Origin of the sequence: Vibrio sp. YT-15, from assembly GCF_033337445.1 — a bacterium.
Lineage (GTDB): Bacteria > Pseudomonadota > Gammaproteobacteria > Enterobacterales > Vibrionaceae > Vibrio > Vibrio alginolyticus.
The window spans coordinates 115,922-132,006 of record NZ_JAWOQR010000006.1 but is presented as its reverse complement, the minus strand read 5'-3'; the positions used below and the strand labels follow the sequence as shown (position 1 = coordinate 132,006).

Annotated in this window: 13 protein-coding genes and 1 other RNA gene; all 14 read left to right on the top strand. The window is 46.5% G+C overall.

Annotation, left to right across the window (positions count from 1 at the left end; translation table 11 throughout):
- Positions 1-47 precede the first annotated feature (47 nt).
- The 14 genes from rsmI to ftsA all read left to right on the top strand — a co-directional run bounded on the left by rsmI (position 48) and on the right by ftsA (position 16,068).
- A complete protein-coding gene (gene rsmI / locus R7D93_RS13515; RefSeq protein WP_005372907.1) occupies positions 48-911 on the top strand; it encodes a 16S rRNA (cytidine(1402)-2'-O)-methyltransferase in 864 nt (287 codons plus the stop codon).
- Between the two features lie 167 nt (positions 912-1,078).
- Positions 1,079-1,509, top strand: an RNA gene (gene rnpB, locus R7D93_RS13510) — RNase P RNA component class A.
- 175 nt (positions 1,510-1,684) lie between these two features.
- A complete protein-coding gene (gene rsmH / locus R7D93_RS13505; RefSeq protein WP_005372918.1) occupies positions 1,685-2,635 on the top strand; it encodes a 16S rRNA (cytosine(1402)-N(4))-methyltransferase RsmH in 951 nt (316 codons plus the stop codon).
- Between the two features lie 5 nt (positions 2,636-2,640).
- On the top strand, positions 2,641-2,958 hold the full coding sequence (gene ftsL / locus R7D93_RS13500; RefSeq protein ID WP_005372920.1) for a cell division protein FtsL: 318 nt from the start codon (positions 2,641-2,643) through the stop codon (positions 2,956-2,958).
- Entirely contained in the window at positions 2,955-4,748 is a 1,794-nt protein-coding gene (locus R7D93_RS13495; RefSeq protein WP_086046525.1) for a penicillin-binding transpeptidase domain-containing protein, read from the top strand. Before ftsL ends, R7D93_RS13495 begins: the two co-directional genes overlap by 4 nt.
- 62 nt (positions 4,749-4,810) lie before the next feature.
- Positions 4,811-6,292, top strand: coding sequence for a UDP-N-acetylmuramoyl-L-alanyl-D-glutamate--2,6-diaminopimelate ligase (murE, locus tag R7D93_RS13490; protein WP_213868523.1), 1,482 nt, complete (start codon positions 4,811-4,813; stop codon positions 6,290-6,292).
- A complete protein-coding gene (locus R7D93_RS13485; RefSeq protein WP_054574276.1) occupies positions 6,289-7,653 on the top strand; it encodes a UDP-N-acetylmuramoyl-tripeptide--D-alanyl-D-alanine ligase in 1,365 nt (454 codons plus the stop codon). Before murE ends, R7D93_RS13485 begins: the two co-directional genes overlap by 4 nt.
- Positions 7,653-8,735 (top strand): phospho-N-acetylmuramoyl-pentapeptide-transferase, encoded by a 1,083-nt coding sequence (gene mraY, locus R7D93_RS13480; RefSeq protein WP_005372931.1) that lies wholly within the window; start codon positions 7,653-7,655, stop codon positions 8,733-8,735. The genes R7D93_RS13485 and mraY overlap by 1 nt, the downstream gene beginning before the upstream one ends.
- 39 nt (positions 8,736-8,774) lie before the next feature.
- Positions 8,775-10,088 (top strand): UDP-N-acetylmuramoyl-L-alanine--D-glutamate ligase, encoded by a 1,314-nt coding sequence (gene murD, locus R7D93_RS13475; protein WP_053306876.1) that lies wholly within the window; start codon positions 8,775-8,777, stop codon positions 10,086-10,088.
- 18 nt (positions 10,089-10,106) lie between these two features.
- Positions 10,107-11,303 carry a cell division protein FtsW gene (ftsW, locus tag R7D93_RS13470; protein WP_005372933.1) on the top strand — a complete coding sequence of 399 codons (1,197 nt, stop codon included), beginning with the start codon at positions 10,107-10,109 and terminating at the stop codon, positions 11,301-11,303.
- Positions 11,290-12,357: an undecaprenyldiphospho-muramoylpentapeptide beta-N-acetylglucosaminyltransferase gene (gene murG / locus R7D93_RS13465; RefSeq protein WP_158159555.1), complete on the top strand. Its 1,068-nt coding sequence runs from the start codon at positions 11,290-11,292 to the stop codon at positions 12,355-12,357. Before ftsW ends, murG begins: the two co-directional genes overlap by 14 nt.
- Positions 12,358-12,380: 23 nt before the next feature.
- A complete protein-coding gene (gene murC, locus R7D93_RS13460) occupies positions 12,381-13,838 on the top strand; it encodes a UDP-N-acetylmuramate--L-alanine ligase (protein ID WP_213868521.1) in 1,458 nt (485 codons plus the stop codon).
- Positions 13,839-14,030: 192 nt separating this feature from the next.
- Positions 14,031-14,813, top strand: a complete 783-nt coding sequence (locus R7D93_RS13455; RefSeq protein ID WP_005387393.1) for a cell division protein FtsQ/DivIB — start codon at positions 14,031-14,033, stop codon at positions 14,811-14,813.
- Positions 14,806-16,068 carry a cell division protein FtsA gene (gene ftsA / locus R7D93_RS13450; protein ID WP_005372946.1) on the top strand — a complete coding sequence of 421 codons (1,263 nt, stop codon included), beginning with the start codon at positions 14,806-14,808 and terminating at the stop codon, positions 16,066-16,068. The genes R7D93_RS13455 and ftsA overlap by 8 nt, the downstream gene beginning before the upstream one ends.
- The last annotated feature ends 17 nt before the right edge of the window (positions 16,069-16,085 follow it).

The following is a 16,085-nucleotide window of genomic DNA, read 5'->3' as shown; positions in this document are numbered from 1 at the left end:
TTGTACAAAATTGTCTCTATATTAATCGTTGAAGTGATGGTAAACAAATGACAGATAAAAATAAGTTGCCGAATGAGGGGCCAACTCTCTATATCGTACCGACTCCAATCGGAAATTTAGCGGATATCACCCAACGTGCTATCGAAATTCTGTCGACTGTGGACATCATTGCCGCTGAGGATACTCGACATACGGGCAAATTACTGTCTCACTTCAATATTCAAACCAAAACTTTTGCTCTACACGACCACAATGAGCAGCAAAAAGCACAAGTTTTGGTAGAAAAGCTGCTTTCCGGTCAGTCTATCGCATTAGTTTCTGACGCTGGTACGCCACTTATCAGCGACCCAGGATACCATTTGGTGACAAAATGTCGTCAAGCGGGCGTTAGAGTTGTGCCTCTTCCAGGTGCTTGTGCGGTCATTACGGCGTTAAGTGCCTCTGGCTTGCCATCGGATCGCTTTAGCTTCGAAGGTTTTTTACCACCGAAAAGCAAAGGTCGTAAGGATAAATTCCTAGAGATTGCTTCGGTAGAGCGTACGTGTATTTTTTACGAGTCACCGCACCGTATTTTAGACTCTCTACAAGACATGTTAGACGTTCTTGGCCCAGATAGAGAAGTTGTGTTGGCAAGAGAGCTAACAAAAACCTTTGAAACCATTCAAGGCATGCCGTTAGGTGAGCTGATTGAATGGGTGAAAAGTGACGATAACCAACAGCGTGGTGAAATGGTATTGTTGGTACATGGCCATCGTGAAACAACAGACGACTCACTACCTGAAGATGCTTTACGCACGTTAGGCATTTTGACCAAAGAGCTGCCTTTGAAAAAAGCAGCTGCTTTGGTGGCAGAAATACATAACTTGAAGAAGAATGCGTTATATAAATGGGGCTTAGAAAACTTAGACTAAGTGCCACTAGCGAGATAAATGGTCAATGAGGGCTGATGTTTAGGCATCGGCCTTTTTATTATCTATTTTTGGCACGTTGACTAAAAAGTCATCACTTAGTGCATTCATTTCATCATATCTGTGATCTAACTAGACTCTGAAGTGAGAACTCTATACAATCCGCCCTCGGAGCTGACTGGGTAGTCGCTGCTTTGTTGATGTCCTTCGGGAGACTGACGTCGAAGTCCCTTTGGGAGACTGACGTTGACGTCCTTCGGGAGACTGACAAAGGGGAGGAAAGTCCGGGCTTCATAGAGCAAGGTGCCAGGTAACGCCTGGGGGGCGCAAGCCTACGACAAGTGCAGCAGAGAGAAGACCGCCGATGGCCCGTAAGGGTACAGGTAAGGGTGAAAGGGTGCGGTAAGAGCGCACCGGACGACTAGCAATAGTTCGTAGCAGGGTAAACTCCACCTGAAGCAAGACCAAATAGGCCTCCACATTGCGTTGCTCGCGTAAGGAGGCGGGTAGGTTGCTCGAGCCAGTGAGTGATTGCTGGCCTAGACGAATGGCTACCGCCGCGCAAGCGGAACAGAACCCGGCTTATGTGTCGGCTCCACCTATTCGAGACCCATCTCTACTTCGGTAGTGATGGGTTTTTTGCATTTAATTGACGCAAACTATGTCATTACCAATAAACTTGGCGTAAATCACGTCTAACTTTAGACTTGTGGTGGCGATGATGTAGGAAATCAGTACACTAAAGAATCGCTTCAAGATCATTCAACGAGAAAGCTATGACCGAAACCTTCCAACATATTTCCGTGTTATTAAATGAATCCATTGATGGCTTAGCTATCAAACCAGACGGCGTCTATATTGATGGAACATTTGGCCGTGGCGGTCACAGCCGGACAATTCTATCTAAACTCGGTGAAAATGGCCGACTGTACAGTATCGACCGTGACCCTCAAGCGATCGCTGAGGCAGGCAAAATCAATGACCCTCGCTTCACCATTATTCATGGTCCATTTTCTGGTATTGCTGAGTATGCTGAAGAGTATGGGCTAGTTGGAAAAGTGGATGGTGTTCTGCTGGATTTAGGCGTTTCTTCTCCTCAGTTAGACGACGCAGAGCGTGGCTTTAGCTTTATGAAAGACGGTCCGCTAGATATGCGTATGGACCCGACATCAGGTGTTCCAGTATCTCAATGGTTGATGGAAGCAGACCTCGATGATATCACTTGGGTCATTCGCGAGTTTGGGGAAGATAAACATGCGCGCCGTATTGCAAAAGCGATTGTTGCCTACCGTGAAGACGAAGAAAATGAGCCAATGGTTCGCACTGGTCAGCTGGCAAAATTGATTTCAGATGCCGCACCGAAAAGTTTTAAAGAGAAAAAACACCCTGCGACTCGTGCTTTCCAGGCTTTTCGTATTTACATCAACAGTGAGTTAGAAGAAATTGATACGGCACTTAAAGGCGCGGCGAGCATTCTGGCTCCTGAAGGCCGTTTATCTGTGATTAGCTTTCACTCTCTGGAAGACCGTATGGTCAAACGTTTTATCCGTAAAGAGAGCAAAGGGCCTGAAGTGCCACACGGTATTCCAATGACGGAAGAGCAAATTCGTGCTCTTGGTAGTGCGAATATGAAAGCGGTGAGCAAAGCGATTAAGCCAAGCAAACAAGAAATTGAAATGAACCCTCGCTCGCGCAGCTCTGTGTTAAGAATTGCGGAAAAGCTTTAATTATTATGACGAAATCCACTCCTAATCTTGCTAAGTTGATTGCAACAGATCTCCTCACTGTTGGTCGCTGGCCATTACTGTTGTTGCTATTGATCGTGGCATCGGCAATGGGAGTGGTATTTGCTACCCACCATGCGCGTCAAGCGATTACCGAGAAAGACCATACGTTGGTTGAACGAGAACGATTAGATAGCGAATGGCGTAACTTAATGTTGGAAGAAACTGCCCTCGCGGAACACAGTCGTGTTCAAGACCTTGCCAAAAAAGAACTTGAAATGAAACGACCTGATGGCGATAAAGAAGTGGTTGTCACGCTCAAATGATTAGAAAAAAATCCAACACGAAACAAGCCAATAAGCGTAAACCTGTAGCAAAAGAGAAAGCGGCTACGGGGGATAAGAAAACCGATAACAAAGCAGTGAAAGTGGCGGTCGAAGAATCTTTCTTGATTCGTTGGCGCTTCCATCTATTACTGTTTTTTGTTTTTTGTGCATTTGCCCTTTTGGTGGCACGCGTAGCCTACATCCAAATCATTGAGCCAGATAACCTTATTAAACAAGGTGACCTACGTTCGGTTCGTGTTAAATCCATTCCTTCTGCTCGCGGTATTATTTCGGATCGAAATGGTGAGCCGCTTGCTGTCAGTGTACCGGTTGAGGCGGTTTGGGCAGATCCTGCCACGATATTTAAAGAAAACGCGTTAAGCCAGACCAAAAGTTGGCATGCATTAGCGGATGTTCTTGGTATTGACCGACAAGGGTTAATAGACAAAATCAAGCGCAATGAAAAACGCCGCTTTATCTACTTGCAGCGCCAGGTCAGTCCGGCCATGGCGAACTATATTCGTGAGCTAAAGCTGCCAGGTGTTGGCCTTAAGTCGGAATCTCGTCGTTATTATCCTGCAGGTGAGGTTAGTGCTCACTTAGTCGGTGTAACAGGCATTGACGGGCATGGCCTAGAAGGTGTGGAGCGTAGCTACGATGAGTGGCTCACTGGCGCGGCGGGTAAGAAAACTATTCGTAAAGACCGTTATGGTCGTGTTGTGGAAAACATTGCTTGGCAAGACAAGCAAGAAGGTAAATCACTTCAGTTAACCATCGATCAGCGCCTACAGGCGATTGCGTATCGTGCGATTAAGCAAGCCGTTGCGGACCACCGCGCCACTTCAGGTTCCGTTGTCATGTTGGATGTAAAAACGGGCGCCGTATTGGCCATGGTTAATGCTCCTTCTTACAACCCTAACAATCGTAGCGATTGGCAAAGCTATCAAATGCGTAACCGAGTGATCACGGACTCAATGGAGCCTGGTTCGACCATTAAGCCTTTCGTTATTTTAGCCGCCTTAGAAAATGGGATAGCCGATAAAGATACCATCGTAGATACCGGTAATGGTGTCCTACGTTTAGGTGGTAGTCGAGTCAGAGATGTCTCTCGCGTAGGCAAAGCGAGCTTGACCACGATCCTTAAAAAGTCGAGTAATATCGGTGTGACGAAGCTAGCAATGCAAATGCCGGTAGAGGCGCTTCTTGGGCTGTACAGTTCAGTGGGTTTTGGTGAGCTTTCTGGCCTAAACCTAGTTGGGGAAGTGACGGGTATTTTTCCTACACGAACTCGTTGGTCGCCAATTGAACGCGCCACGATTGCGTTTGGTTACGGTCTATCAATTACACCAATCCAGCTAGCCCATGCTTATGCGACGCTTGGAAACCTTGGCAAATACGAGCCTATTCATATTATTGAAAGCAATGATCATGACATGTCACGTCAAGTGGTGAGTGCGAAGTATGCGCGTCAAGTATTAGACATGTTGGAAACCGTAACTCAAAAAGGGGGCTCGGCTCGCAGAGCGGCAGTTCCTGGTTATCGAGTAGGAGCGAAAACGGGTACATCACGTAAAGCTTCTGCCGGTGGGTACAGCGACGAGTACATCACCTACACGGCTGGGCTTGCTCCGGTTAGCGATCCGCGAATTGCTTTAGTAGTGATCGTAAACGAGCCTCAAGGCGATGACTACTATGGTGGCTCGGTAGCGTCTCCTGTCTTCTCTGAAATCATGAAAGGCGCGCTACAAATACTCAATGTTGCACCTGACGAAAACAAATTCCAACAGTAAGCCCTGTGGTTTACTGAGCAAACAAAATTAAGAAAACCTGAGCCAAAGCTCGGAGAACAAATATGACTAAAGCCATCAGTATGGACGTGCTGCTTTCCCCTTGGGTGGATTGCCCTAGCTTATCGTCCGTTCTTGTTTCTGAATTGGAGCTCGACAGCCGAAGAGTTCAACCTGGAACCACGTTTGTAGCAGTGATTGGCCATGTTGTGGATGGGCGTAAATTCATTGCTTCTGCAATTGAGCAAGGTGCAAATGCAGCCCTGGCGCAAGCCTGCGATGTCAAAACACATGGTACGGTGGAAATCATTGATGATGTTCCCGTCATTTACATCGATAGGTTGGACCAACGTTTATCCGCAATTGCTGGAAAGCTCTATGCTTACCCTAATATGGATTTGATTGGTGTCACTGGCACCAACGGCAAAACCACCATTACCCAGTTAATAGCGCAATGGCTAGAACTGCTTGACCATAAAGCGGCGGTAATGGGAACAACAGGAAATGGCTTCCTCAATAACTTGCAACAAGCTGCGAATACAACGGGGAATGCCGTTGAAATTCAGAAAACGCTCTCCTCTCTCGCAAATCAACAAGCCACATACACCGCGCTAGAAGTATCTTCTCATGGCCTGACGCAAGGTCGTGTCAAAGCATTATCATTTGCGGCGGGCGTGTTTACTAACTTAAGTCGTGACCACTTAGATTATCATGGCACGATGGAAGAGTATGCCAATGCAAAGCTTGGGTTGTTCACGCAACACCAATGTGAACGTTCCATTATCAATGTTGATGATGAAGTAGGTCATCAATGGGCGTCGCAGTTAAGTAATGCGATCGCTGTTTCGCTCAAGCCGAACACTGAATTTGAAAGCGCAATTTGGGCGACGGAAGTCAGTTACGCGGAGTCAGGGATTACTATTAAGTTCGATGGTAAATTTGGATCAGGTGAATTGCACGCGCCATTGATTGGTGAGTTTAATGCAACCAACTTAATGCTCGCTTTTGCGACCTTATTAAGCTTAGGTAAAGAGAAACAAGCGTTACTCGAAACCGCAGGTCAACTGCAACCTGTACTCGGCCGAATGGAGTTATTCCAAACTGAGGATCGTGCCAAAGTCGTGGTCGATTATGCTCATACTCCTGATGCTTTAGAAAAAGCGCTGCAAGCTTTACGAGTTCATTGTGAAGGCCAGCTGTGGGCTATTTTTGGCTGCGGTGGCGATCGCGATGCAGGTAAGCGCCCAATGATGGCGGAAATTGCAGAGCGTCTAGGTGACAGAGTGGTGTTGACTGACGATAACCCACGCAGCGAAGATCCGGTTCAGATTGTGAAAGACATGTTAGCTGGGCTGTCAAAACCTGCTGAAGCGATTGTTCAGCATGACCGCTTCAAAGCACTGTCTTATGCCATTGAAAATGCTTCGCCAAACGACATTATCTTGTTAGCTGGGAAGGGTCATGAAGATTATCAGATTCGTAATGGCGAAACGATTCATTACTCCGACCGCGAGTCCGCAATGCAACTTTTAGGATTGACCTCATGATCAAAGTAACGTTATCTCAAATTGCAGACATCACACGTGGCGAGCGATTCGGCGACGATCTACTTATCGACGCGGTTTCTACTGATACACGAGCGATTGAGCGTGGGGCTCTATTTGTGGCGTTAGTAGGGGAGCGCTTTGATGCGCACAACTTTTGCCAACAAGCGGTAGATGCAGGTGCCGGTGCTTTACTCGTGGAAAAACGCTTAGATGTGAATGTGCCGCAAATTGTGGTGTCGGATACCAAACTTGCATTGGGTGAATTTGCTTCTTGGGTGCATCAAGCATGCCAAACACCTACCGTTGCGATCACCGGAAGTTGCGGTAAAACGACCGTAAAAGAAATGGTTGCGAGTATCCTGCAATTGAAAGGCAAAGTGCTATTCACGGCGGGTAACTTCAATAATGATATTGGTGTTCCGTTGACATTATTACGCTCACAGCAGGATGATGATTATGCCGTGATTGAGCTTGGTGCTAACCATATAGGTGAAATTGCTTACACGACTCAGTTAGTAAAACCAGATATCGCGTTAGTGAACAATGTAGCAGCCGCTCACCTTGAAGGCTTTGGTTCTATCGATGGCGTGAAACAAGCCAAAGGTGAAATCTACCAAGGCCTTTCAGCTGGTGGTATTGCGATTGTTAACCTAGACAGCAATGGTGAAGCCAAGTGGGATGAAGTGTTAGCAGATAAGAAAGTCATTACTTTTTCACAAAGTAATACTGATGCAGACTTCTTCGCTTCTAACATCGTATTGAACGCCGCAGGTGAAGCAAGCTTTGACTTACATATCGCAGCAAGCTCACAAGAAATTGAACTGTCTCTGGGTATTATAGGTCAACACAACGTTGCGAATGCCATCGCTGCTTCTATTATTGCGTTACAAATGGGCGCCACATTAGAAGAGGTTCGCGCTGGCCTTAAACATTTGAACAAAGTGAAAGGTCGCGTCGAGGTTGAAGCGCTGAGCGAAAAGATAAAATTGATTGACGACAGCTACAACGCGAGCGTGCCAGCCATGAAAGCGGCAGTTGATTTATTGGCCGCTTTCCCAGGTCAACGCTGGCTGATTTTAGGTAATATGGCGGAATTGGGCGAGGAAAGTCTTGCACTTCATCGTCAAGTCGGGGAACATGCTGCCCCACAAAAATTTGAACATGTTCTCACATATGGTGCAGACGCCAAGGTGATCAGTGATCTTTGCCAAGGCATTCATTTTGAGACGCACCAAGAGATGATTGAATACATCAAGCAGCATCTAGACCAAGCCGTTCCTGAAAACCATACGATATTGGTGAAAGGAGCGAACGGTGCACGTATGTTTGAAGTCGCTGCTGCTTTGAAGGAGTATTATTAATGATTATTTGGCTTGCCGAGCTGCTACAGCCATACCTGTCTTTTTTCCGATTGTTTGAATACTTGTCTTTTCGAGCAATCCTAAGCGTATTAACCGCTCTAGGTCTGTCATTATGGATGGGACCAATCATGATCAAGCGTTTGCAAATGCTGCAAATTGGTCAGGTAGTGCGTAACGAAGGTCCTGAATCTCACTTTAGTAAGCGTGGTACCCCAACAATGGGCGGTATCATGATCTTAGCGGCCATCTCAATCACGATTTTGCTATGGACAGACTTATCCAACCCTTACGTATGGGCGGTACTGACAGTCTTACTTGGCTACGGTGCGGTCGGATTTGTTGATGATTATCGTAAAGTGGTACGCAAAAATACCGATGGCTTGATCGCGCGTTGGAAGTACTTCTGGCAGTCGTTGATCGCGTTTGTCGTCGCTTTCGCATTGTATGCTTACGGTAAAGACACAGCAGCAACTCAGCTAGTGGTGCCATTCTTTAAAGACATCATGCCGCAGCTTGGTTTGATGTATATCATTCTGACTTACTTTGTCATTGTAGGTACAAGTAACGCGGTCAACCTGACTGATGGTCTAGACGGTTTGGCAATCATGCCAACGGTTCTTGTTGCAGCAGGCTTCGCGGTTATTGCATGGGCGACCGGTAACGTTAACTTCTCTGAATACCTTCATATACCATACTTACCACATGCTTCTGAGTTAGTTGTCGTATGTACAGCAATCGTAGGTGCAGGCCTTGGTTTCTTGTGGTTTAACACGTACCCAGCACAAGTGTTCATGGGCGATGTGGGCTCACTAGCGCTTGGCGGTGCATTGGGCACCATTGCTGTTCTAGTTCGTCAAGAGTTGGTGTTGGTGATCATGGGTGGCGTATTTGTAATGGAAACGCTATCAGTCATCCTGCAGGTAGGTTCTTACAAATTACGTGGTCAGCGCATTTTCCGTATGGCACCAATTCACCACCACTACGAATTGAAAGGTTGGCCAGAACCTCGCGTAATCGTGCGCTTCTGGATTATTTCTATGGTTCTTGTTCTGATTGGTCTTGCGACATTGAAAGTGCGTTAATCGCGCTTTCCAAGAACAAGATTTACAGTGTGATCAAATATGGAACGTTGGCAAAACATACATAGTGTTGTCGTCGTAGGGCTCGGTATTACCGGGCTCTCTGTCGTTAAACACCTAAGAAAAAATCAGCCACAACTTGTGGTCAAAGTCATTGATACTCGTGTAAACCCTCCAGGTGCAGAGCGCTTGCCGGAAAGTGTTCAACTGCATAGTGGTGGTTGGAATACAGACTGGCTTTCTGACGCGGATCTTATCGTGACCAACCCTGGTATTGCGCTAGCGACACCAGAGATCCAAGCCGTATTAGCAAAAGGTACGGCCGTAGTAGGTGATATCGAGTTATTCGCTTGGGCGGTGCAGAAACCGGTGATTGCGATTACGGGCTCAAACGGTAAGAGCACAGTAACCGACCTCACAGGTGTGATGGCTGAGGCTGCAGGTTTGGATGTTGGCGTTGGTGGTAACATCGGTGTGCCTGCACTGGATTTGTTAGAACAAGACGCAGACCTATATGTACTCGAACTCTCGAGCTTCCAGTTAGAAACGACGTCAAGCTTAAAGCTCAAAGCCGCTGCGTTTCTGAATCTTTCTGAAGATCATATGGATCGTTATCAAGGCATGTCTGACTATCGACAAGCTAAGTTGCGTATTTTTAACCATGCTGCTCTTGCAGTCGTGAACCGTGATGATCAAGAAACCTTCCCAGACGCAGAGATGCCATTGGTGACATTTGGCAGCGACAATCAGGACTTTGGTCTCGAGGTGGATGGCAACCGTACTTGGCTGCTCGATCACGGTCAACGAGTTGTCGCAAGTGATGAGCTTAAGTTGGTTGGTAAGCACAACTTATCTAACGCTCTGGTTGCTTTAGCGCTATTAAAAGCTGCGGACGTAAACTATCACAAAGCATTGAATGCACTTAAAAATTACACAGGACTGACACACCGATGCCAGGTGGTTGCGGATAATCAAGGCGTCAAATGGGTGAATGACTCTAAAGCAACTAATATTGCCAGCACTATGGCTGCGCTATCTGGTTTGGAATCGACAGGCAAGCTCTACTTACTCGTTGGTGGTGTTGGCAAAGGTGCTGACTTCTCGCCATTAAAACCGATCTTCGCGACGCTTAACTTGCAACTGTGTTGCTTTGGCGCTGATGGCGATGAATTTATGCCACTGCATGAATCTGCAATACGTTTCGACACTATGGAAGATGTGATTCAACAAGTATCTTCGCAGTTAAAACCAGGTGATATGGTGATGCTGTCTCCTGCATGTGCTAGCTTTGATCAATTCGACAACTTTATGGCAAGAGGTGATGCTTTCGCTGCTCTTGCTCAGAAATATGCATAATTAAAGGTTACACACTTCGTGGGTTTAGGTAACGTTAAACGCAGTATTGGCAATTGGCTCAAGCATCCAGCCCCAGAGGCGATGTTTGATCGTCAGTTAGTGTGGATTGCACTGGGTTTGATGTTGACTGGTTTGGTCATGGTAACCTCTGCATCATTTCCAATCAGCTCTCGATTAACGGAACAGCCGTTCCACTTTATGTTTCGTCATGCGACGTTTCTCGTGCTGGCGTTAGGGACCTCCGCTGTTATTTTGCAAGTGCCTTTGCAAGAGTGGTTTAAGAAGAGCCATTACTTACTTTGGGCTTCTTTCGCACTGTTGATCATCGTGCTTTTGGCGGGTAAGTCGGTTAATGGTGCGTCTCGTTGGATTCCCCTCGGGCTGTTTAACCTTCAGCCAGCGGAGGTCGCGAAGCTATCGCTGTTTATCTTCATGTCTGGTTACTTAGTTCGAAAGCAAGACGAAGTACGACAAACGTTCTTTGGTGGCTTTATGAAGCCAATCATGGTGTTTGCCTTCTTCGCAGTATTACTACTTGGTCAGCCAGACTTGGGGACGGTGGTCGTGATGCTGGTCACGCTGTTTGGCATGCTTTTTATCGCAGGTGCAAAACTAACCCAGTTTCTCGCCTTGATGGTGGCAGGTATCGGTGCTGTCGTTGGTTTGATTCTCGTCGAGCCATACCGTATGCGACGTGTAACCTCCTTCCTTGACCCGTGGGAAGACCCGTTTGGTAGTGGCTATCAGTTGACTCAGTCTTTGATGGCGTTTGGTCGTGGTGAATGGTTCGGACAAGGTCTCGGTAATTCAATTCAAAAACTGGAATATCTACCGGAAGCGCATACCGACTTTGTGTTTGCCGTACTTGCTGAAGAGCTTGGTTTCGTAGGCGTAGTGCTGGTCTTAATGCTGATTTTTAGCTTGGTGCTAAAAGCGGTTTACATCGGCAAGCGTGCATTTGAAGAAGGCGAAATGTTCGGAGGTTATCTGGCTTTCGGAATTGGTATTTGGTTTGCGTTTCAAACCTTGGTTAATGTTGGAGCTGCCGCCGGTATTGTTCCAACTAAAGGTTTAACACTTCCACTCATCAGTTATGGTGGTTCTAGTCTAATAATTATGTCCGTCGCAGTGTCCATACTACTGCGTATCGATTACGAATGCCGCTTGAAACGCGAGCAACAACAATCAGAACAACAAGCTAATGAAACAAAATAAACGTTTGATGGTGATGGCTGGTGGTACTGGCGGTCACGTATTCCCAGGTTTGGCGGTAGCAAAACAGCTTCAAGAACAAGGTTGGGAGATCCGTTGGCTAGGTACGGCGGATCGAATGGAAGCGGATTTGGTGCCAAAACATGGCATTGAAATCGACTTTATCAAAGTGAAAGGGTTACGAGGTCAAGGCGTTAAACGTCTTCTTGCAGCACCATTTCAAATTATCAATGCCATTATGCAGGCTCGTGCTCACATGAAACGCTGGCAGCCAGACGCAGTGCTTGGTATGGGCGGTTATGTTAGCGGCCCGGGTGGTATTGCCGCTTGGATGAGTGGCATTCCTGTTGTTCTGCATGAACAAAATGCAGTAGCAGGTTTAACGAACCAATGGTTATCGAAAATCGCTAAGAAGGTTTTTCAGGCTTTCCCAGGCGCTTTTCCAAATGCCGAAGTGGTTGGGAACCCAGTTCGTGAAGACGTGACTCAATTAGCAGCGCCAACTGAGCGCATGCAAGAGCGCCAAGGTCCAATTCGCATTTTGGTGATGGGTGGCAGCCAAGGCGCACGTATTCTTAACCAAACTCTGCCAGAAGTGATGTCGAAATTGGGCGAAGATTACTGTATTCGTCATCAAGCGGGTAAAGGTGCCGCCGAAGAAGTGAATGCAGCATACCAAGCTAATGGTGTGGTAAATGCAGAAGTAATGGAATTCATTGATGACGTTGCAGAAGCTTACGCATGGGCTGACCTTTTAGTTTGTCGCTCTGGAGCGTTAACCGTATCTGAAGTCTCGGCGGCAGGTGTAGGCGCTATTTTTGTTCCATTCATGCACAAAGACCGCCAGCAAGCACTTAATGCAGACCACTTGGTGGATTGCGGCGCGGCGAAAATGATTGAACAACCAGATTTAACCGTTGAGTCTCTGACTCAGCAGATCCAACAATTGGATCGCCAAGCTTTACTTACAATGGCTGAGCAAGCGCGTGGCGCTGCAAAATTGAATGCTGACCGAGTTGTCGCACAAGCCATTGTCGCTTTGACCGAAAAGCGTTAACCGAATTATTGAGAATAGAATTGATGACAATCCAACATACACAAGACTTAGCTCAGATTCGCGCAATGGTGCCAGAGATGCGCCGCGTGAAATACATCCACTTCATCGGTATTGGTGGTGCGGGCATGAGCGGCATTGCAGAAGTGCTGTTGAACGAAGGCTACCAAATCACAGGTTCTGATCTATCAGAGAACGCTGTGACAGAGCGTTTGGTATCAAAAGGTGCGACGGTATTTATCGGTCATCAAGCCAGTAATGTAGAAAAAGCCAGTGTGGTTGTTGTGTCAACGGCGATCAACGAAGAAAACCCAGAAGTGATGGCGGCACGTGAATTACGCATCCCTATTGTACGCCGCGCAGAGATGTTGGCTGAATTGATGCGATTCCGTCACGGTATTGCCGTTGCGGGTACACACGGTAAAACCACGACGACCGCTCTTGTTACTCAAATCTATTCTGAAGCCGGTCTTGATCCAACGTTTGTGAATGGCGGTTTGGTGAAAAGCGCAGGTACAAATGCGCGTCTAGGCTCGAGTCGTATTCTAATTGCAGAGGCAGATGAAAGTGACGCGTCATTCCTGCACTTGCAACCAATGGTGAGCATTGTTACCAATATCGAAGCCGATCATATGGATACCTATGGTGGTGACTTTGAAACCTTAAAGCAAACCTTCATCGACTTCCTTCATAATCTACCGTTTTACGGCCAAGCAATTGTTTGCATTGACGATCCTGTGGTTCGAGAGTTAATCCCACGTATTAGTCGTCAAGTGATAACTTACGGTTTTTCTGAAGATGCCGACGTACGTATTGAAGATTATCGTCAAGAGGGGCAGCAAGGCAAATTTACGGTAGTACGTAAAGGGCGAGCTAACTTAGATATCACGCTGAATATTCCAGGTCGTCACAATGCATTGAATGCGTCTGCTGCGATTGCGGTTGCTACTGAAGATGACATTGAAGACGATGCGATCCTAAAGGCAATGGCTGGTACGCAAGGTACGGGAAGACGTTTTGATCACCTTGGCGAGTTTGATACTGGCAACGGCCATGCAATGCTTGTTGATGATTACGGCCATCATCCCACAGAAGTGGATGTAACCATTAATGCAGCACGCAGTGGTTGGCAAGACAAGCGTTTGGTGATGATTTTCCAACCGCACCGTTATAGCCGTACTCGTGATTTATACGATGATTTCGCGAATGTGCTTGAACAGGTAGATGTATTGATCATGCTGGATGTTTACGCAGCGGGTGAAAAGCCGATTGCAGGGGCTGATGGGCGCGCTTTATGTCGCACAATTCGCAGCCGAGGCAAGGTAGATCCGATTTTTGTTCCAGAAATCGAGCAATTACCTTCAGTTTTAGCTAACGTTATACAAGACGGCGACCTAATCTTAACGCAAGGTGCGGGTGATATTGGTAAAGTGGCGAAACAGCTGGCAGGTCTTAAATTGAATATAAACAAGATGCTTGGCTGACACATATTGTTGACGCGAAGGACAGATAAAGACTCAGATCTCGATTTTGCGTCAATATCATTGTGATTTATTGCTATCAGTGTTTGATAGTTTACAAGAGCTCAGTATAATCCCAAGGTTAAAGTCAAGACTTTTACCTCTGCGTAATTATATGGGTAAAAAGTACACGACAAAAGTCAGGAAACGAAGACGTTGTTGAATATTGCACTGAATGACGAGCGACCAAACACGGGTAACAACCGTGGTCGCCAAGAAAAAATCTTGGGTGCGTTATTTTTCGTTGTGGTTGTGACTTTAATTAGTTCTGTTTTGTACGCGGCGATCAGTTGGATGTGGGATGACCAAAGGTTACCTCTCTCCAAAATAGTACTTCAGGGGAAACTGGAGTATGTCCAAGCTGACGATGTGCAGGCTGCATTTAGTCGAATTGATCACATCGGTACATTTATGTCTCAGGATATTGATGTATTACAGCAAAGTGTCGAAGCTCTGCCATGGGTAGCGCATGCCGCAATCCGAAAGCAGTGGCCGGATACAGTAAAAGTTTTTTTGACGGAGCATCAACCAGAAGCCATTTGGAATGGCAACGAACTGTTAGATAAAAACGGGTTCGTTTTTGATGGAGATGTTGCTCTGTTGCAAGAAGAAAAAGTGAAGCTGTACGGACCCAAAGATAGCGGACCGGAAGTCTTACAGACTTACCGTGATTTGAGTCCTAAGTTTCAGCAATTGGGTTTAGCGATATCGTCTCTGGTATTAAACGAGCGACGAGCTTGGCAAATCATCCTTGATAACGGTATTCGATTAGAGCTCGGTAAAGAGTCTCTTCTTGAGCGTATAGAGCGCTTTTTTAAGCTCTATAACAAGCTTGGCAGTGACACGCAAAGAATCAGTTATATCGATCTTAGGTACGATACAGGAGCCGCAGTTGGTTGGTTTCCTGAACAAGAGTTAGAAGAGAGTACAGATGACTAAGGCCGCTGATGACAACATTATTGTTGGTCTTGATATAGGCACTGCAACCGTATCGGCTCTAGTGGGTGAGGTTTTACCAGACGGTCAAATTAATATTATTGGCGCAGGTAGTAGCCCCTCACGCGGCATGGATAAAGGTGGCGTGAATGATTTGGAGTCGGTTGTAAAATCAGTACAACGTGCAATTGATCAAGCTGAATTAATGGCAGAGTGCCAGATCAGCCGAGTCTTCATTTCGTTGTCTGGTAAGCATATCGCAAGCCGAATTGAAAAAGGTATGGGCACGATTTCTGATGAAGAGGTGTCTCAAGAAGACATGGATCGCGCTATCCATACCGCAAAATCGATTAAAATCGGTGATGAACAGCGAATTCTTCATGTGATCCCGCAAGAGTTCACCATTGATTACCAAGAAGGAATCAAAAATCCGCTTGGTTTATCTGGGGTAAGAATGGAAGTGAGTGTCCACCTTATCTCATGCCATAATGACATGGCACGCAACATTATTAAGGCGGTAGAACGCTGCGGCCTTAAAGTAGAACAACTCGTATTTTCTGGGCTTGCTGCTAGTAATGCAGTAATCACCGAGGATGAAAGAGAGCTTGGAGTTTGTGTGGTTGATATTGGCGCCGGCACGATGGATGTGGCCATCTGGACTGGCGGTGCGTTACGTCACACAGAAGTATTTTCGTACGCAGGAAATGCTGTAACCAGTGATATTGCTTTTGCTTTTGGCACGCCAGTGAGCGATGCTGAAGAAATAAAAGTCAAATATGGCTGTGCTTTGAGTGAACTGGTCAGTAAGGATGACACGGTTAATGTACCAAGCGTAGGTGGACGACCATCACGTAGCCTGCAACGTCAAACGTTGTCAGAAGTGATTGAGCCACGCTACTCTGAGCTTATGGGACTGGTTAACCAAACTATCGACTCTGTACAAGCAAAATTGCGCGAAGAGGGTATCAAGCACCATCTGGCTGCGGGAGTTGTACTCACCGGCGGTGCTGCGCAAATGGACGGAGTGGTAGAATGTGCGGAACGCGTATTCCGCAATCAAGTAAGGGTCGGCAAACCGCTCGAAGTCAGCGGATTAACTGACTATGTAAAAGAGCCGTACCATTCTACGGCAGTTGGATTACTTCATTACGCAAGAGACATGCAGTCTAGCGACGATAGCGATTATAATGAACCTAAACGCTCATCTGTAACTGGCTTTTTCGATAAATTGCGTAACTGGATACAAAAAGAGTTTTAACCTGAGTTGCAGGATAA

Excerpts from the sequence above, each read along its gene's own strand:
- mraY (WP_005372931.1), top strand. The coding sequence starts at position 7,653 with ATGATTATTTGGCTTGCCGAGCTGCTACAGCCATACCTGTCTTTTTTC.
- R7D93_RS13485 (WP_054574276.1), top strand. The coding sequence starts at position 6,289 with ATGATCAAAGTAACGTTATCTCAAATTGCAGACATCACACGTGGCGAG.
- murD (WP_053306876.1), top strand. The coding sequence starts at position 8,775 with ATGGAACGTTGGCAAAACATACATAGTGTTGTCGTCGTAGGGCTCGGT.
- rsmH (WP_005372918.1), top strand. The coding sequence starts at position 1,685 with ATGACCGAAACCTTCCAACATATTTCCGTGTTATTAAATGAATCCATT.
- R7D93_RS13495 (WP_086046525.1), top strand. The coding sequence starts at position 2,955 with ATGATTAGAAAAAAATCCAACACGAAACAAGCCAATAAGCGTAAACCT.
- murC (WP_213868521.1), top strand. The coding sequence starts at position 12,381 with ATGACAATCCAACATACACAAGACTTAGCTCAGATTCGCGCAATGGTG.
- ftsL (WP_005372920.1), top strand. The coding sequence starts at position 2,641 with ATGACGAAATCCACTCCTAATCTTGCTAAGTTGATTGCAACAGATCTC.
- murE (WP_213868523.1), top strand. The coding sequence starts at position 4,811 with ATGACTAAAGCCATCAGTATGGACGTGCTGCTTTCCCCTTGGGTGGAT.
- rsmI (WP_005372907.1), top strand. The coding sequence starts at position 48 with ATGACAGATAAAAATAAGTTGCCGAATGAGGGGCCAACTCTCTATATC.
- ftsA (WP_005372946.1), top strand. The coding sequence starts at position 14,806 with ATGACTAAGGCCGCTGATGACAACATTATTGTTGGTCTTGATATAGGC.
- murG (WP_158159555.1), top strand. The coding sequence starts at position 11,290 with ATGAAACAAAATAAACGTTTGATGGTGATGGCTGGTGGTACTGGCGGT.